The sequence below is a fragment of the Allobacillus sp. SKP2-8 genome (genome assembly GCF_007559355.1).
Lineage (GTDB): Bacteria > Bacillota > Bacilli > Bacillales > Alkalibacillaceae > Allobacillus > Allobacillus halotolerans.
Map to the genome: position 1 here is coordinate 352,991 of NZ_VMHF01000001.1, position 25,102 is coordinate 378,092.

The 25,102-nt window shown below is 39.4% G+C and carries 30 protein-coding genes; all 30 read right to left on the reverse strand.

From position 1 onward, the window contains the following. Positions 1 to 46: 46 nt before the first annotated feature. The 30 genes from FPQ10_RS01810 to xerC all read right to left on the reverse strand — a co-directional run bounded on the left by FPQ10_RS01810 (position 47) and on the right by xerC (position 25,051). A complete protein-coding gene (locus tag FPQ10_RS01810; RefSeq protein ID WP_144159341.1) occupies positions 47 to 913 on the reverse strand; it encodes a MinD/ParA family protein in 867 nt (288 codons plus the stop codon). Then, the gene (gene flhF / locus FPQ10_RS01815; protein WP_144159344.1) at positions 907 to 2,010 is read right to left on the reverse strand and encodes a flagellar biosynthesis GTPase FlhF; all 1,104 of its coding nucleotides are present in this window, start codon (positions 2,008 to 2,010) and stop codon (positions 907 to 909) included. Before flhF ends, FPQ10_RS01810 begins: the two co-directional genes overlap by 7 nt. Next, positions 2,007 to 4,040, reverse strand: coding sequence for a flagellar biosynthesis protein FlhA (flhA, locus tag FPQ10_RS01820; protein ID WP_144159347.1), 2,034 nt, complete (start codon positions 4,038 to 4,040; stop codon positions 2,007 to 2,009). Before flhA ends, flhF begins: the two co-directional genes overlap by 4 nt. A 20-nt stretch (positions 4,041 to 4,060) precedes the next feature. Beyond that, the gene (gene flhB, locus FPQ10_RS01825; RefSeq protein ID WP_144159350.1) at positions 4,061 to 5,143 is read right to left on the reverse strand and encodes a flagellar biosynthesis protein FlhB; all 1,083 of its coding nucleotides are present in this window, start codon (positions 5,141 to 5,143) and stop codon (positions 4,061 to 4,063) included. Positions 5,144 to 5,145: 2 nt separating this feature from the next. Then, positions 5,146 to 5,925 (reverse strand): flagellar biosynthetic protein FliR, encoded by a 780-nt coding sequence (gene fliR, locus FPQ10_RS01830; RefSeq protein ID WP_144159353.1) that lies wholly within the window; start codon positions 5,923 to 5,925, stop codon positions 5,146 to 5,148. A gap of 1 nt (position 5,926) precedes the next feature. Further along, the gene (gene fliQ / locus FPQ10_RS01835; RefSeq protein WP_144159356.1) at positions 5,927 to 6,196 is read right to left on the reverse strand and encodes a flagellar biosynthesis protein FliQ; all 270 of its coding nucleotides are present in this window, start codon (positions 6,194 to 6,196) and stop codon (positions 5,927 to 5,929) included. Positions 6,197 to 6,211: 15 nt separating this feature from the next. Then, complete coding sequence (gene fliP, locus FPQ10_RS01840) at positions 6,212 to 6,880, reverse strand: flagellar type III secretion system pore protein FliP (protein WP_144159359.1); 669 nt, start codon at positions 6,878 to 6,880, stop codon at positions 6,212 to 6,214. Beyond that, complete coding sequence (locus tag FPQ10_RS01845; protein WP_186278498.1) at positions 6,873 to 7,541, reverse strand: flagellar biosynthetic protein FliO; 669 nt, start codon at positions 7,539 to 7,541, stop codon at positions 6,873 to 6,875. The genes fliP and FPQ10_RS01845 overlap by 8 nt, the downstream gene beginning before the upstream one ends. Positions 7,542 to 7,632: 91 nt before the next feature. Beyond that, positions 7,633 to 7,995: a response regulator gene (locus FPQ10_RS01850; protein ID WP_144159365.1), complete on the reverse strand. Its 363-nt coding sequence runs from the start codon at positions 7,993 to 7,995 to the stop codon at positions 7,633 to 7,635. A 41-nt stretch (positions 7,996 to 8,036) separates the two neighbouring features. Continuing rightward, a complete protein-coding gene (fliY, locus tag FPQ10_RS01855) occupies positions 8,037 to 9,227 on the reverse strand; it encodes a flagellar motor switch phosphatase FliY (protein ID WP_144159368.1) in 1,191 nt (396 codons plus the stop codon). After that, the gene (gene fliM / locus FPQ10_RS01860) at positions 9,220 to 10,215 is read right to left on the reverse strand and encodes a flagellar motor switch protein FliM (RefSeq protein ID WP_144159371.1); all 996 of its coding nucleotides are present in this window, start codon (positions 10,213 to 10,215) and stop codon (positions 9,220 to 9,222) included. Before fliM ends, fliY begins: the two co-directional genes overlap by 8 nt. 30 nt (positions 10,216 to 10,245) lie before the next feature. Then, entirely contained in the window at positions 10,246 to 10,677 is a 432-nt protein-coding gene (locus FPQ10_RS01865) for a flagellar basal body-associated FliL family protein (RefSeq protein ID WP_144159374.1), read from the reverse strand. Continuing rightward, the gene (locus FPQ10_RS01870) at positions 10,670 to 10,888 is read right to left on the reverse strand and encodes a flagellar FlbD family protein (RefSeq protein WP_144159377.1); all 219 of its coding nucleotides are present in this window, start codon (positions 10,886 to 10,888) and stop codon (positions 10,670 to 10,672) included. Before FPQ10_RS01870 ends, FPQ10_RS01865 begins: the two co-directional genes overlap by 8 nt. A gap of 42 nt (positions 10,889 to 10,930) precedes the next feature. Further along, positions 10,931 to 11,824 (reverse strand): flagellar basal body rod protein FlgG, encoded by an 894-nt coding sequence (flgG, locus tag FPQ10_RS01875; RefSeq protein WP_144159380.1) that lies wholly within the window; start codon positions 11,822 to 11,824, stop codon positions 10,931 to 10,933. Positions 11,825 to 11,909: 85 nt separating this feature from the next. Beyond that, positions 11,910 to 12,287: a TIGR02530 family flagellar biosynthesis protein gene (locus FPQ10_RS01880; protein WP_144159383.1), complete on the reverse strand. Its 378-nt coding sequence runs from the start codon at positions 12,285 to 12,287 to the stop codon at positions 11,910 to 11,912. Then, complete coding sequence (gene flgD / locus FPQ10_RS01885; RefSeq protein ID WP_144159386.1) at positions 12,277 to 12,732, reverse strand: flagellar hook assembly protein FlgD; 456 nt, start codon at positions 12,730 to 12,732, stop codon at positions 12,277 to 12,279. Before flgD ends, FPQ10_RS01880 begins: the two co-directional genes overlap by 11 nt. A gap of 3 nt (positions 12,733 to 12,735) precedes the next feature. Continuing rightward, positions 12,736 to 13,971 carry a flagellar hook-length control protein FliK gene (locus tag FPQ10_RS01890; RefSeq protein ID WP_144159389.1) on the reverse strand — a complete coding sequence of 412 codons (1,236 nt, stop codon included), beginning with the start codon at positions 13,969 to 13,971 and terminating at the stop codon, positions 12,736 to 12,738. Between the two features lie 44 nt (positions 13,972 to 14,015). Then, a complete protein-coding gene (locus FPQ10_RS01895) occupies positions 14,016 to 14,588 on the reverse strand; it encodes a MotE family protein (protein ID WP_144159392.1) in 573 nt (190 codons plus the stop codon). An 8-nt stretch (positions 14,589 to 14,596) separates the two neighbouring features. Further along, on the reverse strand, positions 14,597 to 15,037 hold the full coding sequence (fliJ, locus tag FPQ10_RS01900; RefSeq protein WP_186278499.1) for a flagellar export protein FliJ: 441 nt from the start codon (positions 15,035 to 15,037) through the stop codon (positions 14,597 to 14,599). A gap of 5 nt (positions 15,038 to 15,042) precedes the next feature. Next, positions 15,043 to 16,353, reverse strand: coding sequence for a flagellar protein export ATPase FliI (gene fliI / locus FPQ10_RS01905; RefSeq protein WP_144159399.1), 1,311 nt, complete (start codon positions 16,351 to 16,353; stop codon positions 15,043 to 15,045). Then, on the reverse strand, positions 16,343 to 17,107 hold the full coding sequence (gene fliH / locus FPQ10_RS01910; protein ID WP_186278500.1) for a flagellar assembly protein FliH: 765 nt from the start codon (positions 17,105 to 17,107) through the stop codon (positions 16,343 to 16,345). The genes fliI and fliH overlap by 11 nt, the downstream gene beginning before the upstream one ends. Then, positions 17,100 to 18,113, reverse strand: a complete 1,014-nt coding sequence (fliG, locus tag FPQ10_RS01915) for a flagellar motor switch protein FliG (protein ID WP_144159405.1) — start codon at positions 18,111 to 18,113, stop codon at positions 17,100 to 17,102. The genes fliH and fliG overlap by 8 nt, the downstream gene beginning before the upstream one ends. Before the next feature lie 12 nt (positions 18,114 to 18,125). Further along, positions 18,126 to 19,703, reverse strand: coding sequence for a flagellar basal-body MS-ring/collar protein FliF (gene fliF / locus FPQ10_RS01920; RefSeq protein ID WP_144159408.1), 1,578 nt, complete (start codon positions 19,701 to 19,703; stop codon positions 18,126 to 18,128). A gap of 91 nt (positions 19,704 to 19,794) precedes the next feature. Then, positions 19,795 to 20,061 carry a flagellar hook-basal body complex protein FliE gene (gene fliE / locus FPQ10_RS01925; RefSeq protein WP_246569259.1) on the reverse strand — a complete coding sequence of 89 codons (267 nt, stop codon included), beginning with the start codon at positions 20,059 to 20,061 and terminating at the stop codon, positions 19,795 to 19,797. Between the two features lie 71 nt (positions 20,062 to 20,132). Beyond that, a complete protein-coding gene (gene flgC / locus FPQ10_RS01930; protein ID WP_144159411.1) occupies positions 20,133 to 20,591 on the reverse strand; it encodes a flagellar basal body rod protein FlgC in 459 nt (152 codons plus the stop codon). Between the two features lie 2 nt (positions 20,592 to 20,593). After that, the gene (gene flgB / locus FPQ10_RS01935) at positions 20,594 to 20,983 is read right to left on the reverse strand and encodes a flagellar basal body rod protein FlgB (protein ID WP_144159414.1); all 390 of its coding nucleotides are present in this window, start codon (positions 20,981 to 20,983) and stop codon (positions 20,594 to 20,596) included. A gap of 391 nt (positions 20,984 to 21,374) precedes the next feature. After that, positions 21,375 to 22,154: a GTP-sensing pleiotropic transcriptional regulator CodY gene (gene codY / locus FPQ10_RS01940; protein WP_144159417.1), complete on the reverse strand. Its 780-nt coding sequence runs from the start codon at positions 22,152 to 22,154 to the stop codon at positions 21,375 to 21,377. A gap of 22 nt (positions 22,155 to 22,176) precedes the next feature. Next, positions 22,177 to 23,568 carry an ATP-dependent protease ATPase subunit HslU gene (gene hslU / locus FPQ10_RS01945; protein WP_144159420.1) on the reverse strand — a complete coding sequence of 464 codons (1,392 nt, stop codon included), beginning with the start codon at positions 23,566 to 23,568 and terminating at the stop codon, positions 22,177 to 22,179. Between the two features lie 3 nt (positions 23,569 to 23,571). Further along, on the reverse strand, positions 23,572 to 24,129 hold the full coding sequence (gene hslV, locus FPQ10_RS01950; protein ID WP_144159423.1) for an ATP-dependent protease subunit HslV: 558 nt from the start codon (positions 24,127 to 24,129) through the stop codon (positions 23,572 to 23,574). Between the two features lie 22 nt (positions 24,130 to 24,151). Beyond that, entirely contained in the window at positions 24,152 to 25,051 is a 900-nt protein-coding gene (xerC, locus tag FPQ10_RS01955; protein WP_144159426.1) for a tyrosine recombinase XerC, read from the reverse strand. Positions 25,052 to 25,102: the final 51 nt, after the last annotated feature.

The window sequence follows — 25,102 nt, forward strand, 5'->3', positions numbered from 1 at the left end:
CGGTTCGGTTGATACGACCATTCTTTTTTATTAACTTGAAACTAACTTAACGAAATAACTTCGTTTTCATTTTCTCTATAAATGTTATTGATCGCTCTGTGTCGGGCGATTCTTTTTGCTCATATTGAGTGACAATTTTATCTAATTGTTTTGAGATTCGAGATTTTGGAAAAGATTCTATAAAAGGAATTTGCTTTTTTACAGACTCTGACACTGCAGGATCATCTGGCAAGCTACCAGCAAACCGAAGTTCACAGTCTAAGAAATTCATGGCAACTTTCCTAAGTCGTTGATACACTTGCCATCCTTCTGTACTTTTAGCCGTTCGGTTTACGAGTAAGGATAATTGAATATCTTTGTTGTCCGATTCAATTAATAGATGCTTTATTGCCGCATAGCTATCGGTCAATGATGTAGGTTCTGGTGTCGTTATAACAATAGATTCATCAGCCGCTTCTAAAAACGCTAAATGACTTTTTGTCATCCCTGCTCCTAAATCCAAGAGAATGTAATCAAAAAAATGAAGAACCTCTTGAAATTGCTGAATGAAATGCATCCTTCCCGACGTGTTTAATTCAAATAAATGCGATAAACTGGTACCGGCTGCGATAAAAGAAAAATAGTCAGATCTTGATTCAATTATATCAAATATGCTCATTTTATTCTCTAGCATTTCAGCCATAGAATGATCTGGACTCATACCTAGTAAGACATCAATATTTCCCATGCCGATATCTAAATCAATCAGTAGTACTTTTTTTCGCCGATCCGCTAGGCAAAGCCCAAAATTAATCGCATAATTCGATTTACCCACTCCACCTTTACCACTGAATATAGCAATCGCTTTTGCAGATTGATTATTCTCTTGGTTTATCATCAAATCTCGTAGTTTCGATGCTTGATCATTCACCATGATTTTTCACCGACCATCAACTGGGCGAGAACCTCAGCGTCGACAGTTAAAAGGTCATTCGGTACATCTTGACCGATTGTCAACGTATGGATAGCAAAGTGATGTTTCTTCCATAAGTTATAGATTTGCCCATAGGTTGATGTTTCATCTGCTTTTGTAAATATAACCGTATCAACGGGCAATTTCGAAAATTGTTGATAGATTGTTTCCATATCCTCTTCCTTAGCCGTCAGTGACAGAACGCACATCAACTTGTCCTGTTCTTTGAACTGGGCGATCTCTTTTAGTTGATTGATATATTCGCTGTTCATATAGTTCCGACCGGCCGTGTCAATATAGATGAGATCCTTATCTTTGAATTTTTCCTTGGCAGCTTCTAAATCTTCTGCATTATAGGCAACTTCAATAGGTATATCTAAGATCTTCGCATACGTTTTTAACTGCTCAATTGCTGCAATTCGATAAGTATCCAATGTAATAAATGCAATATCTTTCGCGTGTTTCATTTTAGCGTCGGCAGCCAATTTGGCAATAGTCGTTGTTTTACCAACACCTGTCGGACCTAGAAGATATATGAACTTTGAATGCCCTTCCGTTGATTCAATAGAGGAAGCCATCTCGTGTTTAAAAAATTCTTTTGTCACATTTAAAAGTTCAGATTCGGTCACTTTTTCATCATGTTTATAAAACGTTGATAATAGTATTTGAAGCACATGCGCACGTGTATCTTCATCGATTCCATTTTGCTGCAACTGTTCGAGTGTACTTTCGACCGGATGCGGGTAGCGATTCGATAAGGATAATCGAGTAGACACCTTTTCTCTCGACGATTCGGACTTCTGTAAATGCATTGGAAGTTTTGTTGGCATTACTGAATCATTTGCCGTTTGCTTCTTCTCTCGAGAAGATTGGCGTATCCGAGTCGGCTTTGGATCGACTGCTGCCAAAACCTCTATATTTCTTTTCCCGAACAGACCAAAGAAACGACTGGTTTTAATCTCACGTGAATCTAGTATAACCGCTGATTCACCCAATTCTTTTTTCACTTGATTCATTGCTTCTGGCATTGTCGATGCAATGTATTTTTTTACCTTCATTGTACATTCACCACCCCACTGCTTTCTACTTCAACAGTTGGTTCCAATTCGTTATAGGATAAGACGACCGTTTCTGGTAAAGCTCTTCCGATAATTTGTTTTACATACATCCGAACAGCAGGAGAACACAAAACAATTGGAGCTGAATCTTGGAAATAGGCTTGTGTGAGCTCTTGGTGGACAGCTTCGATTAATTTTTGTTGGTTTTCAGGGTCCATCGTAATAAAATTCCCGTGTTCTGTTTGTTGAATTCCCTCAACAACCATCTTCTCCACTTGAGGAGACAAGGTAACAACTTTTAAAAATTGATTCTGAGCATATTGATTGGTAATTTGCACAGATAGCGCTTGGCGACAATATTCTGTCAGCAGATCTGTATCATTTGTCATTTTTGAATAGTCAGCTAATGTTTCAAAAATAATTGGCAAGTTACGAATGGAAATTTGCTCACTTAACAACTTGGCTAGCACTTTTTGAATTTCTCCAACAGACAATGGTTCCGGCGTAATTTCCTCCACTAAAATCGGATGCGTTTCTTTTAAGTGATCAATCAACTGTCTTGTTTCCTCGCGACCAATCAATTCATGAGCATATCGTTTAATAACTTCTGTTATATGCGTTGAAACAACTGATGGCGGGTCAACGACAGTATATCCGAGCAATTCAGCTTCTTCTTTCATTTCTTCAGTAATCCATTTAGCTGGCAATCCGAAGGCAGGCTCTTTCGTTTCTATGCCGTCAATCCCATCATCCTCTAAGTCTGGACTCATCGCTAAATAATGGTTGATATACAGCTCACCTTGAGCAACTTGATTTCCTTTAATTTTGAGTTGATATTCATTCGGGTTCAATTGAATGTTATCGCGAATTCTTACAACTGGAATGACGAGTCCGAGCTCCAATGCTAGTTGTCGACGAATCATTACAACGCGGTCAAGTAGGTCCCCACCTTGATTTTGATCGGCAATCGGTATGAGTGCATAACCGAACTCAAATTCAATCGGATCTGTGTTTAACAACTGAACCACATTCTCCGGTGCTGCCATTTCTTGCGCACGTTCTTCCGTTTCATCGACTTCTTCAATTGGCTCAGCAGCCCTTTCTTCAGCTCGACTCAAGTAAAACCCACCAAATCCAAGCATACCGGAAATCACTGTCGTCAAAGCAAAATTAATCGGAGTTAATCCGAGTAAAAAAATCGTTCCTGCTGCTATATATAACAGTTTAGGAAACCGGAATAATTGACTCGTAACATCATAAGAAAGATTTCCTTTTGCCGCTACGCGCGTCACGATAATCCCTGTTCCGGTTGCAATTAATAACGCGGGAATCTGAGAGACCAATCCATCACCAACAGTCAATCGCAAGAAGACATCTACCGTTTCTCCGGCACTTAAGCCAAATTGCGTCATCCCGATGATAAAACCGAAAATAATATTGATCAGCACGATGACGATCCCGGCAATCGCATCACCCTTAACAAATTTACTCGCACCGTCCATTGCGCCATAAAAGTCCGCTTCATCTTCAATTTTTTCACGGCGATCTTTTGCTTGTTGCTCGGTAATCAAGCCTGCATTCAAATCGGCATCAATACTCATCTGTTTCCCAGGCATCGCATCCAAGGTAAAACGTGCAGCAACTTCAGATACACGCTCCGCACCCTTTGTAATGACAATAAATTGAATGACGACAAGAATAAGAAAGACGACAAAACCGACTAATGGATTCCCACCGGTCACAAAATTACCAAATGTATCGACAACACCACCAGCGTTTGCTTCAGATAGAATGGAACGCGTGGTAGAAACGTTAAGTCCCAATCGAAATAATGTCAAAAGCAGTAAGAGAGACGGGAATACAGAAAATTCCAATGCTTCTTTTACATTCATGGCAACTAAGATGACGACCAAGGCTAATGATATATTAATTAAAATGAGTACACTTAATAACGGCCCCGGTAAAGGAATCACCAGCATGATAATGATCATAATAACGCCGAATAAAACGGATAAATCTTTTATGGACATTCAGAAAAACCTCTTTCCAGTTACACTTTTCGTTGAAGCTTATATACATAAGCCAATACTTCGGCAACTGATTGATAAAACTCCTCAGGTATGGAGTCTCCAATCTCAACGGCTGCATACAGTCCTCTTGCCAAGCTTCGATTTTCAATTCGCATCACACCATTTGCTTCTGCAATCTCCCTGATTTTAAAGGCGACATAATCTGCACCTTTGGCAACGACGAATGGTGCTTCAGATTTTTCTTCGTCGTATTTCAGCGCGATGGAAAAATGGGTAGGGTTCGTAATGATGACATCTGCAGTCGGTACTTCACTCATCATCCGTTGCTGAGCCATTTGTCTTTGGGTATCCTTGATCCGTGATTTAATCAACGGGTCCCCTTCCATTTTCTTATACTCATCTTTGACATCCTGCTTGGACATTTTAATGTTCTTTTCGTGATCATACCGTTGATATAAATAATCGAAAACCGATAGAAACATCAACATGAGAGAGGCGGCAATACCCATTTGAATTGTCAACTGGGCAAAAAACGAAATCGATTCACTCACAGTCTTCATAGATAAAAGCATGAGTTCATCTTTTTGAAGCCAAAGCACTACAAAACATACACCGCCAATGGACACAATTTTCAATAAGGATTTCAAAAATTCAACAAGTGCCCGGACAGAAAAGATTCGCTTAAACCCTTTGATCGGATCGATTTTCTTCAGGTCGAATTTAAGTGGTTCACCAGAGAACAACAAACCGAATTGTATGTAGTTCGATAAAAGTGCTGCAATCACTGCAACGGCCATCACTGGCAAAACAACCTTGACGGCTTCCATCGTCATTTGAAAAAATACTTGCTCGGTTGTAGCTGCGGTCACTTCCCAGTGGATGAATTTTGTGAAGCTATATGTATACATACCTGTGAAAACCTCACCCATAACCGAACCAAAGACAAGTAGAAAGAGAAAGACAAAAAACAATAAGATGGCTGAGTTAATATCCTGACTTTTGGCAACCTGACCCTTATTACGAGAATCTTGACGTTTTTTAGGTGTTGCTTTCTCCGTTTTTTCTTGGTTAAAGAACTGTAGGTCTAAGCGTAGTAATTCCAAGACTAAGCCCCTCCCATTAACTGCATGAGTTGCCTCATCATCTGGAACATCGTTTCAAACAATCCTCGAAGCAACATGACATAAAATCCTAAAAAGATAAGAATCATTACAAATGCGACAAATATTTTAAGCGGTAAGCCAACGACAAACACGTTTACTTGAGGAACCGTTCGAGCAATCATACCTAAAGCGATATCTACCAAGAACAAAGACCCGACAACCGGAATCGACATCTGAAACGCAAGCATAAACATATGAGCAAAACTGTCTAAAATAAAAATTGGAAAAGATTGATCACCGATGGGTATCATGTCGTAAAATCCGATGAATTCATAGCTATAAAAAATCCCATCAATCAATAAATGATGCGCATTCGTCGCAACCAGAAATAATAATGCAAAAATGTATAGATATTGACCGATAATCGGACTCTGTGCCCCTGTTTGAGGGTCGACGATGTTCGCAATCGCAAATCCCATTTGGAAATCAATGAAACCACCTGCTATCTGAATGGCGGATAATATGATATAGGCCAGTAACCCGATCATTAATCCGACAGTTACTTCCTTCACCAATAAGAGAAAAAACTGTCCATTCAAGAAAAATACCGGAATTTCTATTGTGAAATACATAATCCAAGCCAGAAACATAACTAAACCAATTCGAACAGGCATCGGGATATTTCGGTAAGAGAAAAACGGTGTCATCATAAAAAAACCAGCTAAACGAGCAACAATCAATAACAACCCTGGCATTCTCGCAAGATCTATAAACTCAGCCATATTAACCAACCACGTTAGGGATGTTATTGAATATATTAATCGTAAATTCAATCATACGTTGAAGCATCCAAGGTCCAAAAAAGACGATCCCAATAAATACGGCAATCATTTTAGGAATAAACGCCAACGTTTGTTCTTGAATCTGTGTCGTCGCTTGGAAGATACTGACGAGAAGCCCGACGGTTAGCGCTAAAATCATTAAAGGGCCAACAACAATCAATAATGTATAGACGCCTTGTTCCGCTAATGCTATTACTGTATCTGCACTCATTTAATGCCCTACTTCCTATGTAAAACTTTCCAATATGGAATGACCAATTAAGTTCCAGCCATCGACAATTACAAACAATAAGATTTTAAATGGCAATGAAATCATGACCGGTGGGAGCATCATCATTCCCATTGACATCAAGACACTAGCAACAGCCATATCAATGACCAAAAACGGAATAAAGATCATAAAACCCATTTGAAAGGCTGTCTTCAGTTCACTAATCGCAAAGGCAGGGACTAATGTTGTCAAAGAGATATCAGCCAATGTTTCCGGACTTTCTTCCCCGCTATAATCCATGAATAATGCAAGGTCTTTTTGTCTTGTATGCTTGGCCATAAACTCCTTGAAAGGTATGCTTGCCGATTCATAAGCTTCGTCCAATGTTATTTCTTCATTGAACAGAGGTTGTAATGCTTCCTCATTTACTTCATTAAATGTCGGGGCCATTATAAAGAAAGTCAAAAATAAAGCTAACCCAATCAGTACTTGGTTCGGTGGCATTTGTTGTGTCGCTAGTGACGTTCTGACAAATGACAACACAATAATAATACGAGTGAAGCTAGTCATTAAAATTAAGATGCTTGGCAGAATGGTTATCGCCAATAACAATAGCAAGAGTTGAATGGCTGATGAAGCTGCTTGCGGATCATTCTCAGTCAGTAGATTGACAGCATCAGTCATGACGTTGATCCTCCTTCTGTTCGCTTCCTTTCAGCAATTCATTACGGCTCTTTCTCATCTGGCTCAACTCAGACTGAAATTTATTTTTTGTATCCGTATTTTGATATGGATTTTGATCTCGTTGAGTGAATTTCTTCAACAGATCTTGAAAGTTAATGGCTTGATTGGCCGTAGCATCACTTGATTCCAGACTTCCAATCGTATCCGGTGACTCAATTTTGTCTAGTAATTGGACGTCATCACCAACACCAATTAAGTAATACTCACTGCCGACACGCACGATTTGAATGGATTTGTTCGAACCGAGTGATAAACCGCCGAAGTTTTCCAATGACCGAGTCTGTTGATAGATTCGAGTGCGTTTTTGTAGAAATTTTAATAGAAAATAGATTAAACCGAGTACAACAACCAGTGCGACAATCATTTTCAAGAAATCCAAAAACAAGGAACTGTCAGACGCTGTCACTTGTTCACCAGTGGAGTCTTCGATATCGAGGCTATTTTCTTGTGATGGTTCCCTTTGCTCATTTGTTTCCTCTTTTTCTTCCTCTTTTTCAAAAAGATCGGATACATTCCCATCTCCACTCGGTGAAGCGGAAATTGAACTAACTGGAATGAATAAAAAGAAAAGAAAGACTCCAATGGCTATTTTATGTTTCATCGTCATCGACCCTAACCGTAAAATGTTTTCATAGATTTCTCTTGCATTTTGTGCAAGATTTGATCTGTTCTGACATGCGGAAAAATACTAATTAATTTAACACTTTGTTGATGGCTTCAAGCACACGATCGGCTTGGAAAGGTTTGACAATAAAGTCCTTTGCCCCCGCCTGAATGGCATCAATTACCATAGATTGCTGCCCCATTGCTGAACACATAATCACTTTCGCATCACTGTCTGAACTTAAAATTTCTTTCAATGCAGTTAACCCATCTTTTTCAGGCATTGTAATATCGAGGGTTACAAGGTCCGGTTTGAGTTCAGCATATTTTTCAACTGCTTCAACACCGTCCTGTGCTTCCCCAACAACTTCAAATCCGTTCTTCACTAAGATATCTTTAATCATCATACGCATGAATGCTGCATCATCTACAATCAATATTCTTTTCGACATAATAGACCTCTCCCTTTTTCTTTTCTGCTTATAAGTTATTTTTAGCGTAATTTCTGGATTCGTTCAGCTTGACTCAATATATCCGTGACCCGTACACCAAAGTTTTCTTCGATGACAACGACTTCACCTTTCGCAATCAATTTACTGTTTACTAGAATATCAACCGGTTCTCCAGCAAGTTTGTCCAGTTCTACGATTGATCCTGAGCTAAGATCAAGAATGTCTCGAATGGGCTTACGAGTACGTCCGAGTTCAACGGAAACGTTCAGTGGAATATCCATTAATAAGTCTAAATTTCTGCGTTCCGCTGGGTTTGTCTTCTCTGAGGAAGCAAACTCGCTAAATTGAGCAGACTCAACATGATTGATGAAAGGTTTTTGATATGAGCTGTCATGGGAATGCTGGTTTTGCTGTTCAGGCTCTTCCTTTGAATAATTTTCCACAGCCTTCTCACCTTCCTCTTGATCACTGGGTTGTTGATTCAATTCCTCTTGTGGACTTTCATTCAATAATCGCTTAACACTTTCTTTGACAAACTGAATCGGCAATAACTGCAAGATATTGGAATCGATTAGATTTTCTACTTTCAACTGGAAAGATACTTTGATCAATACCGGCTCATCTGGCAAATATGCTAAGCCATCACCAGTCGTAGCATCTAACATAATTGGTTTCGGTGGTGTTATGTCAATCGGTTGGTTGAATACGGATGACATACTTGTTGCAGCAGAACCCATCATTTGGTTCATCGCTTCTTGAATAGCACTTAAATGCAATTCATCTAAATCGGTAGATGGTGTAGAACCATCGCCTCCTAACATGAGATCTGCGATTACTGCTGCATCTTCATGTTTGATCACTAACAAATTCGAACCTGAGAATCCAGAGGTGTAATCGACACTCACCGCAACATGAGGAGTAGGGAATTCACCGGCAAGCTGATCGACATGTACGGCGTTTACGACTGGTGTCGTAATCTCAACTTTATGGTTCAATAAAGTTGATAAAGTTGTCGCTGAGCTACCAAACGATATATTGCCTAACTCGCCGATCGCATCTACCTCCATAGATGTCAGCACATCTTCAAGTGAGGGGTTCGAATCGCTCGTTGGCTCAGTTGGCTGCCGCTCTTGTGTAGTAGATTCTTCATCCGGTTGATCATTGGACGGGCCGCCATTCAGTAACGCATCAATTTCTTCTTGTGTGAGCATATCACCTTTATGGTTATCCATCGTCTTCCTCCTTCATATCACTGATGACCTGAACGGCTAAGTGATTATTTTTCTTACCTGGGTGAACATAAAATTTTGGTTCTTCATCGACATATAGTTTTAATGGATCATGAATGGATTGATCCAGTTTGATTACATCATTCGTTTGTAAATGCAAAAAGTCCTCAATTGTAATAGATGACTCACCTAAATTCGTTTTAACATCGACTGAGACTTTCGATAAATTTTCTTGAAGCAAGTGATAATCTTCTTCATTTCGCTTATGAGCTTGATTTTCCATCCAATAATGAACGGACAGCTTAGAAATAATGGGTTCTAGTAAAATATGTGGAATGCAAATATTCATCATCCCAGAGCTTTCACCAATCATTGTATTTAATGAAATAACAATCACTGTCTCGTTCGGTGATACAATTTGTAAAAATTGAGGATTCACCTCAAAATCTTCCATTTCAACATCGATGGAAACCATAGATTCCCAAGCTTCTTCTAACGACTCCATCGCTGAACCAAATGTTCTCGACATAATCTTTGTCTCAATTTCCGTCAGTGTTTCTACTTTATTTAAGCTAGAGCCCGAACCACCCAGCATCCGGTCTAAAATAGCATAGGCTATATTTGGATTTACCTCGAAAAGTAATCGTCCTTCTAACGGATCTGCAGAGAAGACATTTAAAATCGTCTTAGATGGGACGGACCGAATAAACTCTTCATAAGGCACTTGGTCGACAGAAGCGACTTGGATCGATACATAAGATCGTAGATGTCCTGAGAAAAAGGATGTCAATAACCTTGCAAAGTTCTCATGGATTCGTGTCAGTCCTCTAATTTGATCTTTTGAAAATCTTAATGCTCTTTTAAAGTCATAGACTTTTATTTTGTTATTTTCTGTTTCATCGACCTTTAATTCCTCTGCATCCATTTCTCCACTGGACAACGCAGTGAGCAAAGCATCGATTTCACCTTGGGATAAAACATCATCGGCCACATTTCTCACCCCCATTAATGGGTCTTTCTATTATTGAAGAACTTTATCGATAGTAAAGATATCGGTTACTTTCCCGTGTTTCTGCAACCCATCTATTTGATTAAGATGATTCTTTAATTGCTGTTCGACTTCACTTAGTCCACTTCTAAAATTCTCTTCCTTCAGGACGGTTAGTTCTTTTAAGATGACATTGTTCAATTGAAAATGCTCGCCCTTTTGTAAGAATTCTGCCGCGTCCTCGTGATCAGTCACGATTCTGAATTGGATTAACAAAAAGTTGTTGTCTGCTAAGTCTGTCCGTATTTCTCCGGTCATAAAGGAATTTTCAACCATGTCATCTATGGTACGTTCTTCCGATGAAACAGAACCTTGATCACCATATACGAGGATAACAATTGTTGCTATACCAATGATTGTCAATGAAATGAGTATAGTAATCATGACCTTGATCGGTTTACTCATCTTTCTCCACCACCTTCTTATGTAAATCAATTGTACCGATTTGCTGATAATAGTCAGTGATCAATTGAATGACTTCGTGAACCGATTCTTTTACAAAATGCTTTTTTCCATTAATTAAGCTGATGGTTGTGTCAGGTAATGCTTCAATTTTTTCAATATATAATGCATTCAAAACGAATTCATCACCGTTTAGCCTAGTTAACTCGATCATATTTAGGTACGGGGCTGAAACAATCCAGCCCCATTCCCTCCCTTATCGTTTCAAGTTAACGAGTTCTTGTAGAATCTCATCACTTGTTGTAATGACACGTGTATTCGCTTGAAATCCACGTTGAGCTGTAATCATCTCCGTGAATTCTTCTGAAAGGTCGACATTGGACATTTCAAGCGCACCGGCAAATAAGTTGCCAGCCCCGCCTTCTCCTGGCACGAAAAGATAATCGGCGATTCCGCCATCTAATTCACCCGCATTGTTGGAAATTTTATAGGAATTATTGCCAACTTTATCTAAACCTTCTGGGTTGGAGAAATTTGCAAGTAAAATTTGACCTGCGACAGCTGGTTGTCCACTTCCGTCCACATAATTGACCGTTCCATCCCCACCGATACTGAAGCTTTGAGCATTATCCGGTAATTGAATTCGGCCGATTTGATTTGTTACGCCGTCATTATCTGCGTTTGGCGTACGACCTACCAAATATCTACCGCCACTCGTTACAATATGTCCGTTGTCATCGAAGTAAAAATTACCTGCACGTGTGAAGCTCATATCGTCAGTATCCGTTGCTAGAGCATCATCACCTTCGACTGATTCGGCAGTTGCAAACATGCCATCACCTTCAATTGCCAAATCTAGTGGGCGATTCGTCGTCTGGCGGTTACCTTGTGTATGGATATTATCAATACTTCCTGTTGTTGTTCCTAATCCAACTTGCATTGGGTTACGTCCCCCTAATGTTGGGTCTCCTGCTGCGTTTTGAATAGGTCCTGTAGCACCTTGCATCGTTTGGCTCATTAAATCGGAAAATGTATATCTTCCTTTTTTAAATCCAAACGTATTCACATTTGCGATGTTATTGGAAACTACATCTAATTTTGTTTGAAAACCTTTCATTCCTGAGATACCTGTATACATCGAACGTAACATTTACATCTCTTCCTTCCGTTTTTAAGTTTAATAGTGAAATTGCTTCAATCAGTCAGCAATTCTCGGCTTCCTTTCGGTCCAGCCGTTAATCCGGCAAAATAATCGTTCCATTTATATTTGTGATTAATTGATCGGTTTGATTATTTTTATCCAATGCCGTTATAATTGTGTGGTTTTTTGTACTGGCAACCAACACAGCATCTTTCGTCACGATGACGGAATCAGTAACGCCTTTTTGTTTTGCCTCGAGCATTTTTTCATGAATCTCATTCCATTGTGATGAACTAATCTGGATATTCCGTTCATCCAATCGTTTTTGCGCATGTTTACTAACTTTTAGTTCAGCCTTCTGGTTTTCTAGGATGGATTGAAAAGATTGCTGAACTGCTTTCTTTTGGTTTACTTGTTTCGACTGTGGTGGAATTGTCGGATAATGAATGGTATTAATTCTACTATTCGCCATCATCAATCACCTCATGGGTCGGTTGGGTAATTTCCATTACTTGACTCGCTGCAATTTTATTTTCATTGGATAGCTTTAGCATCACATCATTCCCAGTAAATGACACCGATTGTACTCGTCCGGTTTCTTTTCCTGCATATTCACCTGTAGAATCATACACCGCGTATGTAATCTCCTTGTTGATTAGGTTGGAATAGGCCAAGAAATTTGATTGGCTTTGTTGATTTGTCAATACTTTCATTGTATCGGACATGTTGATGCTTTGTTCTAATTGTGAGAACGTAGCCATTTGTGAGATGAATTGCTTGTCGTCCATTGGGTCCAGTGGATCTTGGTGTTTCAATTGCGCCATCAGTAATTTCAAAAATTCATCTTTTCCTAAATCGGATTGTTTTGTTTGATTCGTCGGTTGTTTTGTCAGATAAAGATTTTCGTCAATTTTCAATCTCTACACCTCCTCCGCAAATAAATAATCTTGGAAATTCACATCACCATCCTCATCATCCAGTTGCCTTGCCTTCTCTTGCTGCTTTGATGATTGCTCTTCCTGATCTTGTTTTTCCTTGAAGTCGGCTAAGTTCGTTTCATTCGTTGCTTCCATTTGGCGTTCGACAACAACTTGGTGAGGTGAGAACAAGTGTCTTAATTGATGTAAATTTTTATCGACCATTTCTTTCGCCACCTGGCTCATGACGGTTATTTTAACGGTCATTTCACCATCCTGCTTAACAAACCTGAGAATCATTTCACCTAACTCCATTGGCTTCAGTTGCAATGTAAGTTGCGTAGTACCACCTGGTTTTGCGAATCGCGTTGATAAAATCATTTGCTCCATTTGATTCATCATCTGTTGTGAGTTTCCCTGAAGCGACAGACTTTGCTTCACTATTTGAGCATTAGTGGCTGTCACATTTCTCAATAAATTACTCAGTTGTCCAGCAGGTTCCAAGGGCATTTTAGTTGTTGGCTTCGAAAGTTTTTCTGTAAGGACATGTGCCCAATTCATGACTGGCTTATCTGTTTGGGCATTACCCGACAATCTGAGCAATTCTTTGGCAAACCCTGTTTCGGACTGACTTTGGCTTAATTGTTCACTTGAAATGAGCTGCTGCCAAATCGTCGACGCTGTCTGTGTTTGCTTCATACTCGGTTCAGTTATTTGCAGTTGTTGACTTTTTTGTTGGATTAATTGATAAAGAACTTTTTCCATAAGGTTTTTCAGACCATCCAACCCGTTGGATGGTTGCGTGAACAATGCTTCCAACCCCTTAAAGGTCTCAGTAGAAGCTTGATCAGTGGACACGAACGAACGATATAGCTCCGTTAATACCAAGCCGACTTGATCGATTGCTGGAATGGATGCATCTTCTAGTAAGCTATCAAGTTCCTCTGTGGGAATATTCATAGAGTCTGTAAATGTCTGTAGCCAATCGTTTAATTGAGACTCAAGTTCTTCATCAGATGAAATTAACCCTAAGAGTTGTTGTAACATTGCTTCTAGTTCTTCCATTGACCCTTCTTCGGCAAGCTCCATTCCGACTTTTTCCACTGTTACTTTTTCAGCTAACCCTTGAAGTACCTTAGCAAAATCGCCATCTTGACTGAGTGAAAGTGATTTTCCAGAAGTTTTGTTCATCAACTGAGTAACCTGTGGCATGACTTGTAGCATCATTGCGTTATTCACTTTTTCACCCCCTTTCAGCGTATAGACTCGAGAATCTATCGTAATTATTCAGCGTTTGTACGTTCTATGAGAGAGTCTGTATAAGTAGCTGCCTGCTCTGGCTTCATCGCTCCCAACACCTTGCCACGCTCCTCATCACTCATTTGCTCAAGGAGCTTCAATGCAACCTTGTCTTCCATCTCCACAACAATTTCAGCGGCTATTTTGGGCTCAATTCCTGAAAATGAATTGGACATTTTCTTAATCGTTTCTTCTTCAGTTAATAATGTTTGCTCTTTTCGTTCCAACTCAACATTCAAATCAGCAATTTCATTTTTAAGCTCTTCAATTTTAGTTTCTTTTTGGCCAATTTCGCTCTGTAAGTTCTCAATTTGTGTGTTTTTGTTTTCGTTTTCTTTTTTTATTTCATCTAATTGTGATTGCAGAATTTCTTCATCTTTTGAATCCACGAATGATGAAACAACCGGAGCTTCTTTAAGTTGATCCATTGGATTGATTCCCATAACCGACAATACGACGAATAACATAGTGATGGCGAATACAATTGGAATGACGATCACAAATAGAACCCACTGTAGCTTACCTGCCTTTTTTTCTTCGTTGTTATTCCTTGCCATAACATCACCTATCTCGTACGAAAGTATTGTTGCATAGAAATTTCATCCATGAATTCGGCTTCTTTTTTCTTTGCAAACTCTTTTAATTCTTCTTTTTTTAGTTGAATTAACTTTTCCATCTTTTTCATTTCGAGATGTGCTACTTTCAACTGGTTTTCCTTTTGCTTCATGTTCACGCGTGCTTGATGCACCTTTGTCTGGAGCGCTTTTTCCTCTTTTTCAATCCGTTGAATCGAATCATGTGCTGCGTGTATGTATGTAATCGTTACTCGTCCTTTAAGACGATTGTCGAACCGTTCTTGAAGTGTCTCTTTCTTTTTTAACAATTGAAAGAGCTCTGTCGCTTGCTCTTCAAAATAATCGATTGCACGTTGATATTGCGCTTGGGCTTCGTTCATTTCTTTTTCACGAATGTTATATATTCTCTCAATTGAATGGATTGTGTTCATTAGCATCAACCTTTCAAGATCCGGCTAAGTTCGCTTAGTGATTGTGTAAGATTACTGTCCTCTTTTGTGTTTTGTGCAAGGAAAGACATGATTTCCGGATAGTAATAAATCGCTTCATCCACTTTTGCAGAAGACCCCTTTTTATATGCACCAATTTGTATCAACTCTTTATTTTCTTCATAGGTAGCTAGCAGAGAGCGTAGCTTTTTAGCCAATTCAAGATGCTCTTGATCCGCAATTTTCTGAATGAGACGGCTGACGGACTTAAGAACGTTAATCGCTGGATATTGGCCTTGTTCAGCGAGGCGACGATCTAGAACCAAGTGTCCATCCAACAGACCCCGAACGGCATCAGCTATTGGCTCATCCATATCATCACCATCCACTAGCACTGTGTAAAAAGCTGTAATGCTTCCTACTTCACCTGTCCCGGTTCTCTCCAATAACTTCGGTAACATGGCAAATACACTCGGCGGATAACCTTTTGTAGTCGGCGGTTCACCACTGGCCAATCCGACTTCCCGTTGAGCCATCGCTATTCTAGTTAAGGAATCCATCATTAAATTGACTTGATATCCTTGATCCCGGAAATATTCGCTGATCGCTGTTGCTGTATATGCTCCACGGATCCGCTGTAAAGCTGGTTGATCAGAGGTTGCAACAACTACGATCGATTTGGCTAATCCTGCTGTACCCAGTTCTTGTTCAATGAATTCTCTTACTTCTCTACCACGCTCGCCAAGAAGCGCGAAAACGTTAACATCAGCATCACTATTTCGGGCTAGCATTCCGAGCAACGTGCTTTTACCGACTCCACTTCCTGCAAAAATTCCTAAACGCTGGCCTCTGCCGACCGTCATACAAGTGTCGATTGCTTTGATTCCTGTTGATAACACTTGGTCTATCGGCGGTCTGGCTAATGGATTAAGCGGTTGTTTTTCTGCTTCATAAGGGATGAAGTCACTTGGTAGCTTGGACCCATCTAATGGATTACCTAGACCATCCAGCACTTGGCCAATCAATCCTTCGCCAGCTTTCACAGTCAATGATCGATTGAGTGATTCTACTAAACTACCAGGGCCGATTTGGTTTGTTTGTTCATACGGCATCAACAACACATGTTCATGTTGAAAGCCAACCACCTCTGCGAGGATCGGTTCCTTTTCACTTGTTGCAGAATGAATATAACAAACCTCTCCAATATTAACAGCAGGCCCTTTGGATTCGATTAACAAACCAACATTCCGATAAACCTTTCCATAACGTACAATCGAGTCAGTTTTATGTAATGCTTCAACCAATCGCTTAACTTCCACGCTGCTGATTCTCCTTTACTAGCTGTAGCAGCTCTTCTTTAACCTTGCTTAGTTGCTTATCAACACTAGCATCGATTTTTCCAAAAGGAGACTCGATCAAGCATGCATAGGTAGATAGTTCTTCATTGGAGAAAATACTAAGTTGTCCCTTACCCGACAAAATCCCTTCGAGTTCTTCCCGTTGATTCACGACAAATGCATACATTTCTGGATGAACATATACATGTACTTCAGGTTGCTCTGAAACTTCATGGACAATCTGTTTCACAAGCTGAATAAAGCGGTCATTCTCTGACTCTATCGTTTGGTGAATAATTTTTTCGGCAATTTCTACAGCTAACGTCAATAAGTCTTCTTCTGCATCAGATAGTTTTTTTAGATAAGCGGCTTTCGCTTGGTGAACGACATCGTTCGCCTGCTCAATGAGTGACTGATATTCTTCCTTTGCTTGTACAAGACCTTCTTGTTTCCCCTCTTTGTAACCCGTTTCTTTTGCCTCTTGATGTGCATGTTGTATGGAGACTTTTGCTTCTTCGTGTAATCGCTCAGCTTCCTGTTTCGCTTGAGCCACTAATTGTTCTGCTTGCTCTTTAGCCTGTTCAATTATCTTTTCTGCAGTATTTTGCTTTTGTTTTCTTTGTTCTTCATAAGTTAACTCTGTACTTGTTTCAGTAGATGTGTCGCGGATTGCGCCGACTTGAATCGGCCTTTCGGTTAGTTGTTTATCTGATGGATAACGGAAAACATTAGACAATGATGTCATCTCCCCCGCCTCGAGCAATAACGATTTCGCCCATATCTTCTAATCGACGGATGGTGCCAACAATTCTCATTTGTGCTTCCTCAACATCCTTCAACCGAACAGGACCCATATACTCAATCTCATCTCGGATGGTTTCTGCCATGCGTTGAGACATATTTTCAAACACTAAGTCTTTCACCTCTTCACTGGCTACTTTCAAAGCCATGATAAGGTCTTGATTCTCTACATCTCGAATCACACGCTGAATTGCTCGATGATCCAAGGTAACAATGTCTTCAAACACGAACATCCGTGTTTTGATTTCTTCCGCCAATTCAGGGTCACGCACTTCTAATTCATCTAGAATCGTTCGTTCTGTCGATCGATCGACACCATTCAATATTTGAACAATTGATTCAACGCCACCAGTTTCCGTGTAATCCTGTGTAACAGTAGACGAAAGATTCTTTTCAAGTAGTTGTTCTACCTCTTCAATGATTTCAGGCGATGCTGAATCCATAATCGCGATTCTACGAGCGATATCCGCTTGCTTATCCTCTGGCAACTCCGATAAAATCTGAGAAGCTTGTTCAGATTCCAAATAAGACAAGACGAGAGCGATCGTCTGTGGATGTTCATGCTGAATAAAATTATAAATTTGGGTAGGATCCGCTCGTCTAGCAAAATCAAATGGTCGAACTTGTAAATTTGTCGTTAAACGCGATAAGATTTTAGATGCTTCATTTTCGCCCAACGCCTTCTCAAGTACAGTTTTCGCATAGCCAATTCCACCTTGGGAAATATAGTTTTGTGCGAGGGCTATTTGGTGAAATTGGTCTAAAATCTCCTCTTTCTGTGTTGGGTCGACTTTTTTGACGGAAGAAATTTCTAATGTTAGCTGTTCAATTTCTTCTTCTGTTAAGTGTTTATATACTTGTGCTGAGATATCTGGCCCCATGGAGATCAGCAATGCAGCAGCTTTTTGCTTACCGGTCAATTCTTTTTTCTGCGTTACCAAAACAGACTCCCCCTAATCCTCTGAAATCCAGCTTCTTAATAATTTAGCGAATTCTTCAGGTTGCTCCTTCGCAAGTTGTTCAAGCTGCTTTCTTTTGGCTGTTGATTCCGTTTGTTTCTCTTCAATTCTAAAATCTTCAAGATCTGGAATTTCTTCTTGATAAACTTCTTCCACCGTTTCCTCTTCGGTTTTATTTCGGAATAATAAAAATAACAATATAATAATGGCAATAATTAAAATGCCACCAACGATATATAGCCACGTTGGGATGCCAGCCTGTGGAGATTCAAAGCTCCCCTGTCTTGAAAACTCCTGGAATACGACGGAAACATTATTTAATGGCTCTTCGATGTCTACATCTGCAGAAATGGATGTATTGACAATCGAAGAAAGAATGGATTGGATATCTTCCTCAACGGCTGTCTGCTCCGCTGCTGTTAATGTAACGGTTTCACCATTTTCAGTCGTGGAGTTGTCAACAGCTACTTGTATGCCTATATCACGTACTTCATAAGGGCTTTCAACAATTTCTTTTTGGATACGATTAAACTCATTGTTAATCGTTTCCCGAACCATCTCATAATCTGATTGTCCTTCGCCTTCCTCAATACCTTGAAGTTCAGGAATATCCGTGTCGCCCTCAACTAAAGGGGCACCGTCATTTCCTGTATACGTTTCTGTGATTCGGTCGACACTCACCGGCAATCCTTCCATATTATCAAGATCAACCGGCTCCACTAGCTCTTCGATTCGATTTTCTTGGGTGAAATCAATATCTGTTGTGACAGAAACCACAACTTTGTCTTGTCCAACCATCGTTCCGAGCATTCGTTGAACCCGTCGTTGAATATCCTTTTCTACTTGCTCTTTAACCTCTTGATTCTGCACATATGTATTGCCATAACCATTTGTTGAATTATTTATATCCAAATAGTTAAAGTTTTGATCCATAATGACGATATTATCAGTAGGGAGATTCGGAACAGCTTTGGATACCAAATGATAAAGCCCTCTGACTTGGTTTTCTGAAAAGTTATAACCAAAGTCGGTTTCTAAAACAATGGATGCAGACGAATCTTGCATTTCTTCGCCGACGAATATCGTTTCACTTGCTCGATTGATCAGTACCTTTGCCTGATTAATCCCATCAATTTTTTCAATTAAACCTGATAACTCAGTTTGTAAAGCATCGACTTCAATGATTTGCCTTTCTTCATCGGTCATGCCCCAGGAAACATTCTCAGAAAAAAATGAGTAGTCAATGTTTCCGCTATTTGGGATGCCTTGTGAAGCAAAGTCCACTAACAACGAGTCGGATAGTTCTTCAGGAACAAGAATGGATGTCCCACCATCTGTCAGTTCATATGTAATACCTCGTTCATCCAACTCTGCTTTCAATTGTCCGACTTCTTGATGGGACAAATTGCTGTATAATGGTGTCATTTTTGTCGATGTCATAAAGTATGTAAGTATGATTATTAGAAGTATAAATACAGAAAACCCGCCAATCACCCAGGTCTTTTGTGATTTTGAACTACTCTTCCATCTCTCGGTCAACTGCTGCCGAAAGCGTTGAATGGATTGATTCATTTTTGTCCCCCAACTTCCATAAATCTCTCTATCTATCTGTTTTGGACTAATTTTACTTAGACGTTGCTATCATTTTTGCTGAACTGTAATGTTAAATTTGCATACGCATAACTTCTCTGTATGCTTCAATCACTTTATTTTGAATCTCTGTAGCCGCTTGCAGGGTAACTCCTGCTTTTTGAGCCGTGATCATCACATTATGTAAGTCCACATCTTCTCCACGAATTAATTGATTCGTCTTTAAATCCGATTCTGTTTGTAAACCATTCACATGATTAATAGCATTTTTCAATTGTGTTGCGAATTGGTCTTTTGCTTCGGCTGTAGAAACATTACTGACTTTTTCTCCTTGAGACATAGCTAGCTTCATTGGACTATTCGATTGCTGCAATGCAGACAGTTGGATTGGATCCATCACTTGAGTCCTCCTTACTTACCGATTTCTAATGATTTCATCAAGATACCTTTTGAAGCATTCAATGCCGTGACATTAGCTTCGTACGCACGGCTTGCCGTCATCATACCCATCATTTCTTTTAATGGGTCTACATTTGGCATCATGATATAACCCTCTTCATTGGCGTCCGGATGATTTGGATTATAAACTGGTTCAAATGGTGCAGGATCTTCTTTGACAGAGTGGATGAAAACACCTTTCCCTGTGCTGACATCTTTTTTTCCGATTGCTTTATGTAAAAGTTGATTAAATTGCTCGCCCTTTGCTTCTTGGGTAACAATCTTTCTTCGGTATGGCTCCCATTCTCCTGCTTCATTCAATCGTGCTCTTGTCGTCTGTTGGTTTGCGATATTATCTGCGTGTACATCCATTTTGAATCGATTGGCAGTTAATGCGCTCCCGCTAATATTCATTCCATCAAACATTCCCATGATTAACGCCCTCCACCTAAAACTGTACGGATTGAATTAAATTTCCCATTTATTCGTTCAGTCAATGCTTCATAGTATAGCTGGTTCTTTGATAACTCAGCCATTTCCTTATCTAAGTCCACACTGTTGCCATTATGATTATAAGTAACGTTCTGATCTTGTGTGATTTGAATCGTTGAAGATTGCTGATCGAAAGGAATATGTTTAGGATGTGTCCTTAACGTTTCCAATTTCGTTTGTTCTTGTTCGAGTTGTGATTGGAAAGATACTTTTTTTGCTTTATAATTGGGTGTATCAACATTTGCAATATTATTGGCAATGACTTTATTTTTAGTCGATGCATAATCAAGTCCTTGCGCCAAGTGATTAAACGTATTGTTAAATAACTTCATCAGATTCTCCCCTGTCGACGAAATATTTCAGAAGCCAAAATTTTCGACAAAACAATACCTCAATTACTTCATTATTACACAATTCGAAGCTTAAAAACATATCGTGCCCAAAACTTTCCTATGTTTTCGATAAAAATAAATCTAAAGTTCTATAAATCGAAAGAAATTCTGGAACTTATCGACAAAACATGAGCATTAAATTGTCGATATATGATAATTCTTGGTAGAAATTTTGATTCCTTACCAATGATTATACCGAATTTCGACGCTTGATATTGTGACGATTCGATTAAACATTAAGACATTCATTAACACAGAGACCATGATCAATCACAAAAAAATCCCTTAAGTCCAGATCGATGACTCAAGGGATTTTTTCGTAATGATTGTATTACATGGTTTTCTTTTCTAGCTCATTCAAAAACTTATCGTTTAATACTTTGATATATGTTCCTTTCATACCTAGAGAACGGGATTCGATGACACCAGCACTTTCCAATTTACGCAAAGCATTAACAATGACTGAACGAGTAATACCTACGCGGTCTGCAATTTTACTTGCGACCAATAAACCTTCTTTGCCGTCAAGTTCTTTAAAGATATGCTCGATTGCCTCTAATTCACTATATGAAAGGGAATTGATGGCCATTTGAACAACAGCTTTACTACGAGCCTCTTCCTCAATTTCTTCTGATTTCTGATGCAGAATTTCCATTCCAACAACAGTCGCGCCATATTCACCAAGTAACAGATCATCATCTTCAAATGATTCTTCTACACGGGCCAATATTAACGTTCCTAAACGCTCTGCTCCACCAAGAATCGGTACAATCGTTGTTAACCCTTTGCTGAATAAATCTTTGTTTTCAACAGGGAACGCAGTATATTCACTGTTGATATCAATATTCGATGTCGTTTCTTGGATATTAAATAAATTGCTCGTATACTCTTCCGGAAATTGTCTCTCTTCAAGCATTTGTTTCATTCGGCTATTTTCAATTTCTTCTTTGATCGCGTATCCTAATAACTTTCCTTTACGGCTTACTACGTAGACGTTTGAATCAATGACATCTTTCAATGTACCTGCCATTTCATTGAAATTCACCGCGTTTCCTTGTGTTTTTTGTAGCATTGCGTTAATTACGCGTGTTCTTTCTAATAATGTTTTCATTAGTAAATCCTCCTAAAATTTTTTATAAAATGAATTGTGATAAGTCTTTGTTTTTAACAATGGATGTTAATTTTTCATCAACATAATGCTTGGTAATTTCGATTTTTTCCATCGTAATATCTGGTGCTTCGTAAGATAAATCTTCCAATAGTTTTTCCATGATTGTATGAAGTCTTCTTGCTCCAATATTGTCTGTTTCCTGGTTGACTTCATATGCAATTTCAGCGATTCGTTCGATTGCTTCATCTGTAAATTCCAATTTGATATTTTCAGTTTCCAATAAGGCTGTATACTGTTTGATCAACGCATTGGAAGGTTCTTTCAAGATATTGATGAAATCTTGGATAACCAACTTGTTCAATTCGACTCTTATTGGAAATCTCCCCTGTAGTTCGGGTATTAAATCAGATGGTTTCGCCATATGGAAGGCTCCAGCTGCGATGAATAACATGTAATCCGTTTTCACGGTTCCATATTTAGTAACGATTGTGCCACCTTCAACAATCGGCAGGATATCTCGTTGTACGCCTTCTCTGGAAACACCTGCTTGCTGGTCATCCTTACCGCAAACTTTATCAATCTCATCGATGAAAATGATTCCTGATTGTTCTGCATGTTCAATGGCCTTTTGGTGAACTTCATCCATATCGATTAATTTTTGTGCCTCTTCGTGGACCAGGATTTCCCTTGCTTCATTCACAGGCAATCTGCGTTTTTTCTTTTTCTTTGGAAGCATTTGGCTGAAGGCATCTTGCATGTTCATACCCATTTGCTCCATTCCTGAGCCTTGTAGGGCATCAAACATAGAAGGTGCTTGCTCTTCAACTTGAATAGTGACCATCTTGTCCTCTAACTCACCAAGTTCCAATTGATGTTGGATCCGTCTCCGTTTATCTGCAATTTCACTATTTTCTTCCTCTTGTTCTTGTGTTTCCTGGTTTTGCTGTTGATTAAACAACATCTCGAAAGGGTTGGATGCACTTGATTTCTTTTTCTTCTCCGGTACAAGTAGTTTCACAAGACGACGATTCGCTTGCTTTCTTGCTTCTTCTTGAACCTCGATCATTTTCTGTTCTTTGATCATCCGAACACTCATATCAACTAAATCACGAACCATTGATTCTACATCTCTTCCTACATAGCCAACCTCGGTAAACTTGGTAGCCTCCACTTTAACGAAAGGTGCATGCACAAGCTTTGCAAGTCGTCTTGCCAATTCTGTCTTACCTACACCTGTGGGCCCAATCATTAAGATGTTTTTTGGAACGATCTCTTCCTTCAATTCATTCGGAAGCCGCATTCGGCGGTATCGATTGCGAAGAGCGACAGCTAAAGCTTTTTTCGCATCTTCTTGGCCAATGATATATTTATTTAGCTGGTTGACAATTTCCTTAGGGGTCGCCGTCCTACTCATTCATCATTCTCCTTTTCCACCAAGTGTCTCTACGATGATTTGATCGTTTGTAAAAACACAAATTTCACTAGCAATCTCTAATGCAGACTTAGCAATGTCCTCTGCATGATCGATATTTCCATACCGTTTTAGAGCTCGACCGGCACTTAATGCAAAGTTTCCACCAGATCCAATCGCCAGGATATCGTCATCGGGTTCAATCACTTCTCCAGTACCTGATACGAGCAACATGTTATCAAGGTCCATAACGATGAGCATCGCTTCAAGCTTTCGCAAAACTTTATCGCTCCGCCACTCCTTGGCGAGTTCGACAGCTGAACGTTGAAGATTTCCTTCATATTTTTCAAGATAGGCTTCAAATTTCTCAAACAACGTAAATGCATCAGCAACCGAACCGGCAAATCCTGCTAATACTTTTCCGTTATGTAATTTTCTAACTTTACGGGCAGTATGCTTCATCACTACTGCATTTCCCAGTGTCACCTGGCCATCGCCGCTCATCGCTGCTTTTCCATTGTGTCGAACGGCAAAAATCGTGGTTGCGTGAAACGATTGTGACATATTGTTCACTCCTATTTTTCAATTAAGCTCTTGGATGTGCATTATCGTATATTTTCTTTAGATAATCCTTTGTCACATGTGTGTAAACTTGGGTGGATGATAAACTCTCATGACCCAATAATTCTTGTACAGATCTCATATCAGCACCTTGGTTCAATAAGTGAGTTGCAAATGAATGCCTTAACTTATGTGGGTGAATTTTTGATGTCAGCGCAGCTTTTTCAAGCATGCGATTCAAGATATAGCGAATCCCGCGATCGGTAATCGGTTTACCATGATGGTTCAAAAACAGCGTGTTATTCTCACCCTCTGATTTGTTCTGAAGTTTTGGTCGAGAGTCATTTATATATTTTTTTAATTCCATCTCAGCAAAAGAACCAAAAGGTACGTATCGTTGTTTCCGACCTTTTCCGAAAACGAGAAGCAAACCGGCTGTAAAATCAACATCTTCAATTTTTATACCAACGAGTTCTGTTACACGGATGCCAGTTGCATAAAGTAACTCTAGAATCGCTCGATTTCTTTGACTGATCGGTGTCATTCCATCTTCAGCAGAAAACAATTGTTGCATTTCCTCATCATAAAAAAACTGCGGGATTTTTTTATCCAATTTTGGCATAGAAACATACAGAAAAGGATTTTGCTCAATTACGTCTTCCTTTTCCAAGTAGTTAAAGAATGACCGTAAGCCAGATAATTTTCTCGAGACAGATTTCTTCGCTAGCTTTTCTCGATATAACCTCGTTAAATATAGACGGATCTCTACATGAGTAATTCGATTAATTTCATCAATGGACTCTGCCATTAAGAATTGTTCAAACTGTTTAATGTCCGTTAAGTAATACTGAATCGTCAGTGGAGATGTATTTTTTTCGACAAGCATATAATCTTCAAATGCTTGAACCCAGCGTCCAAATATCATGGATCGTCACACTTTCTTATTAAATCGTTTAAATTTTATCAAAATTTTTAA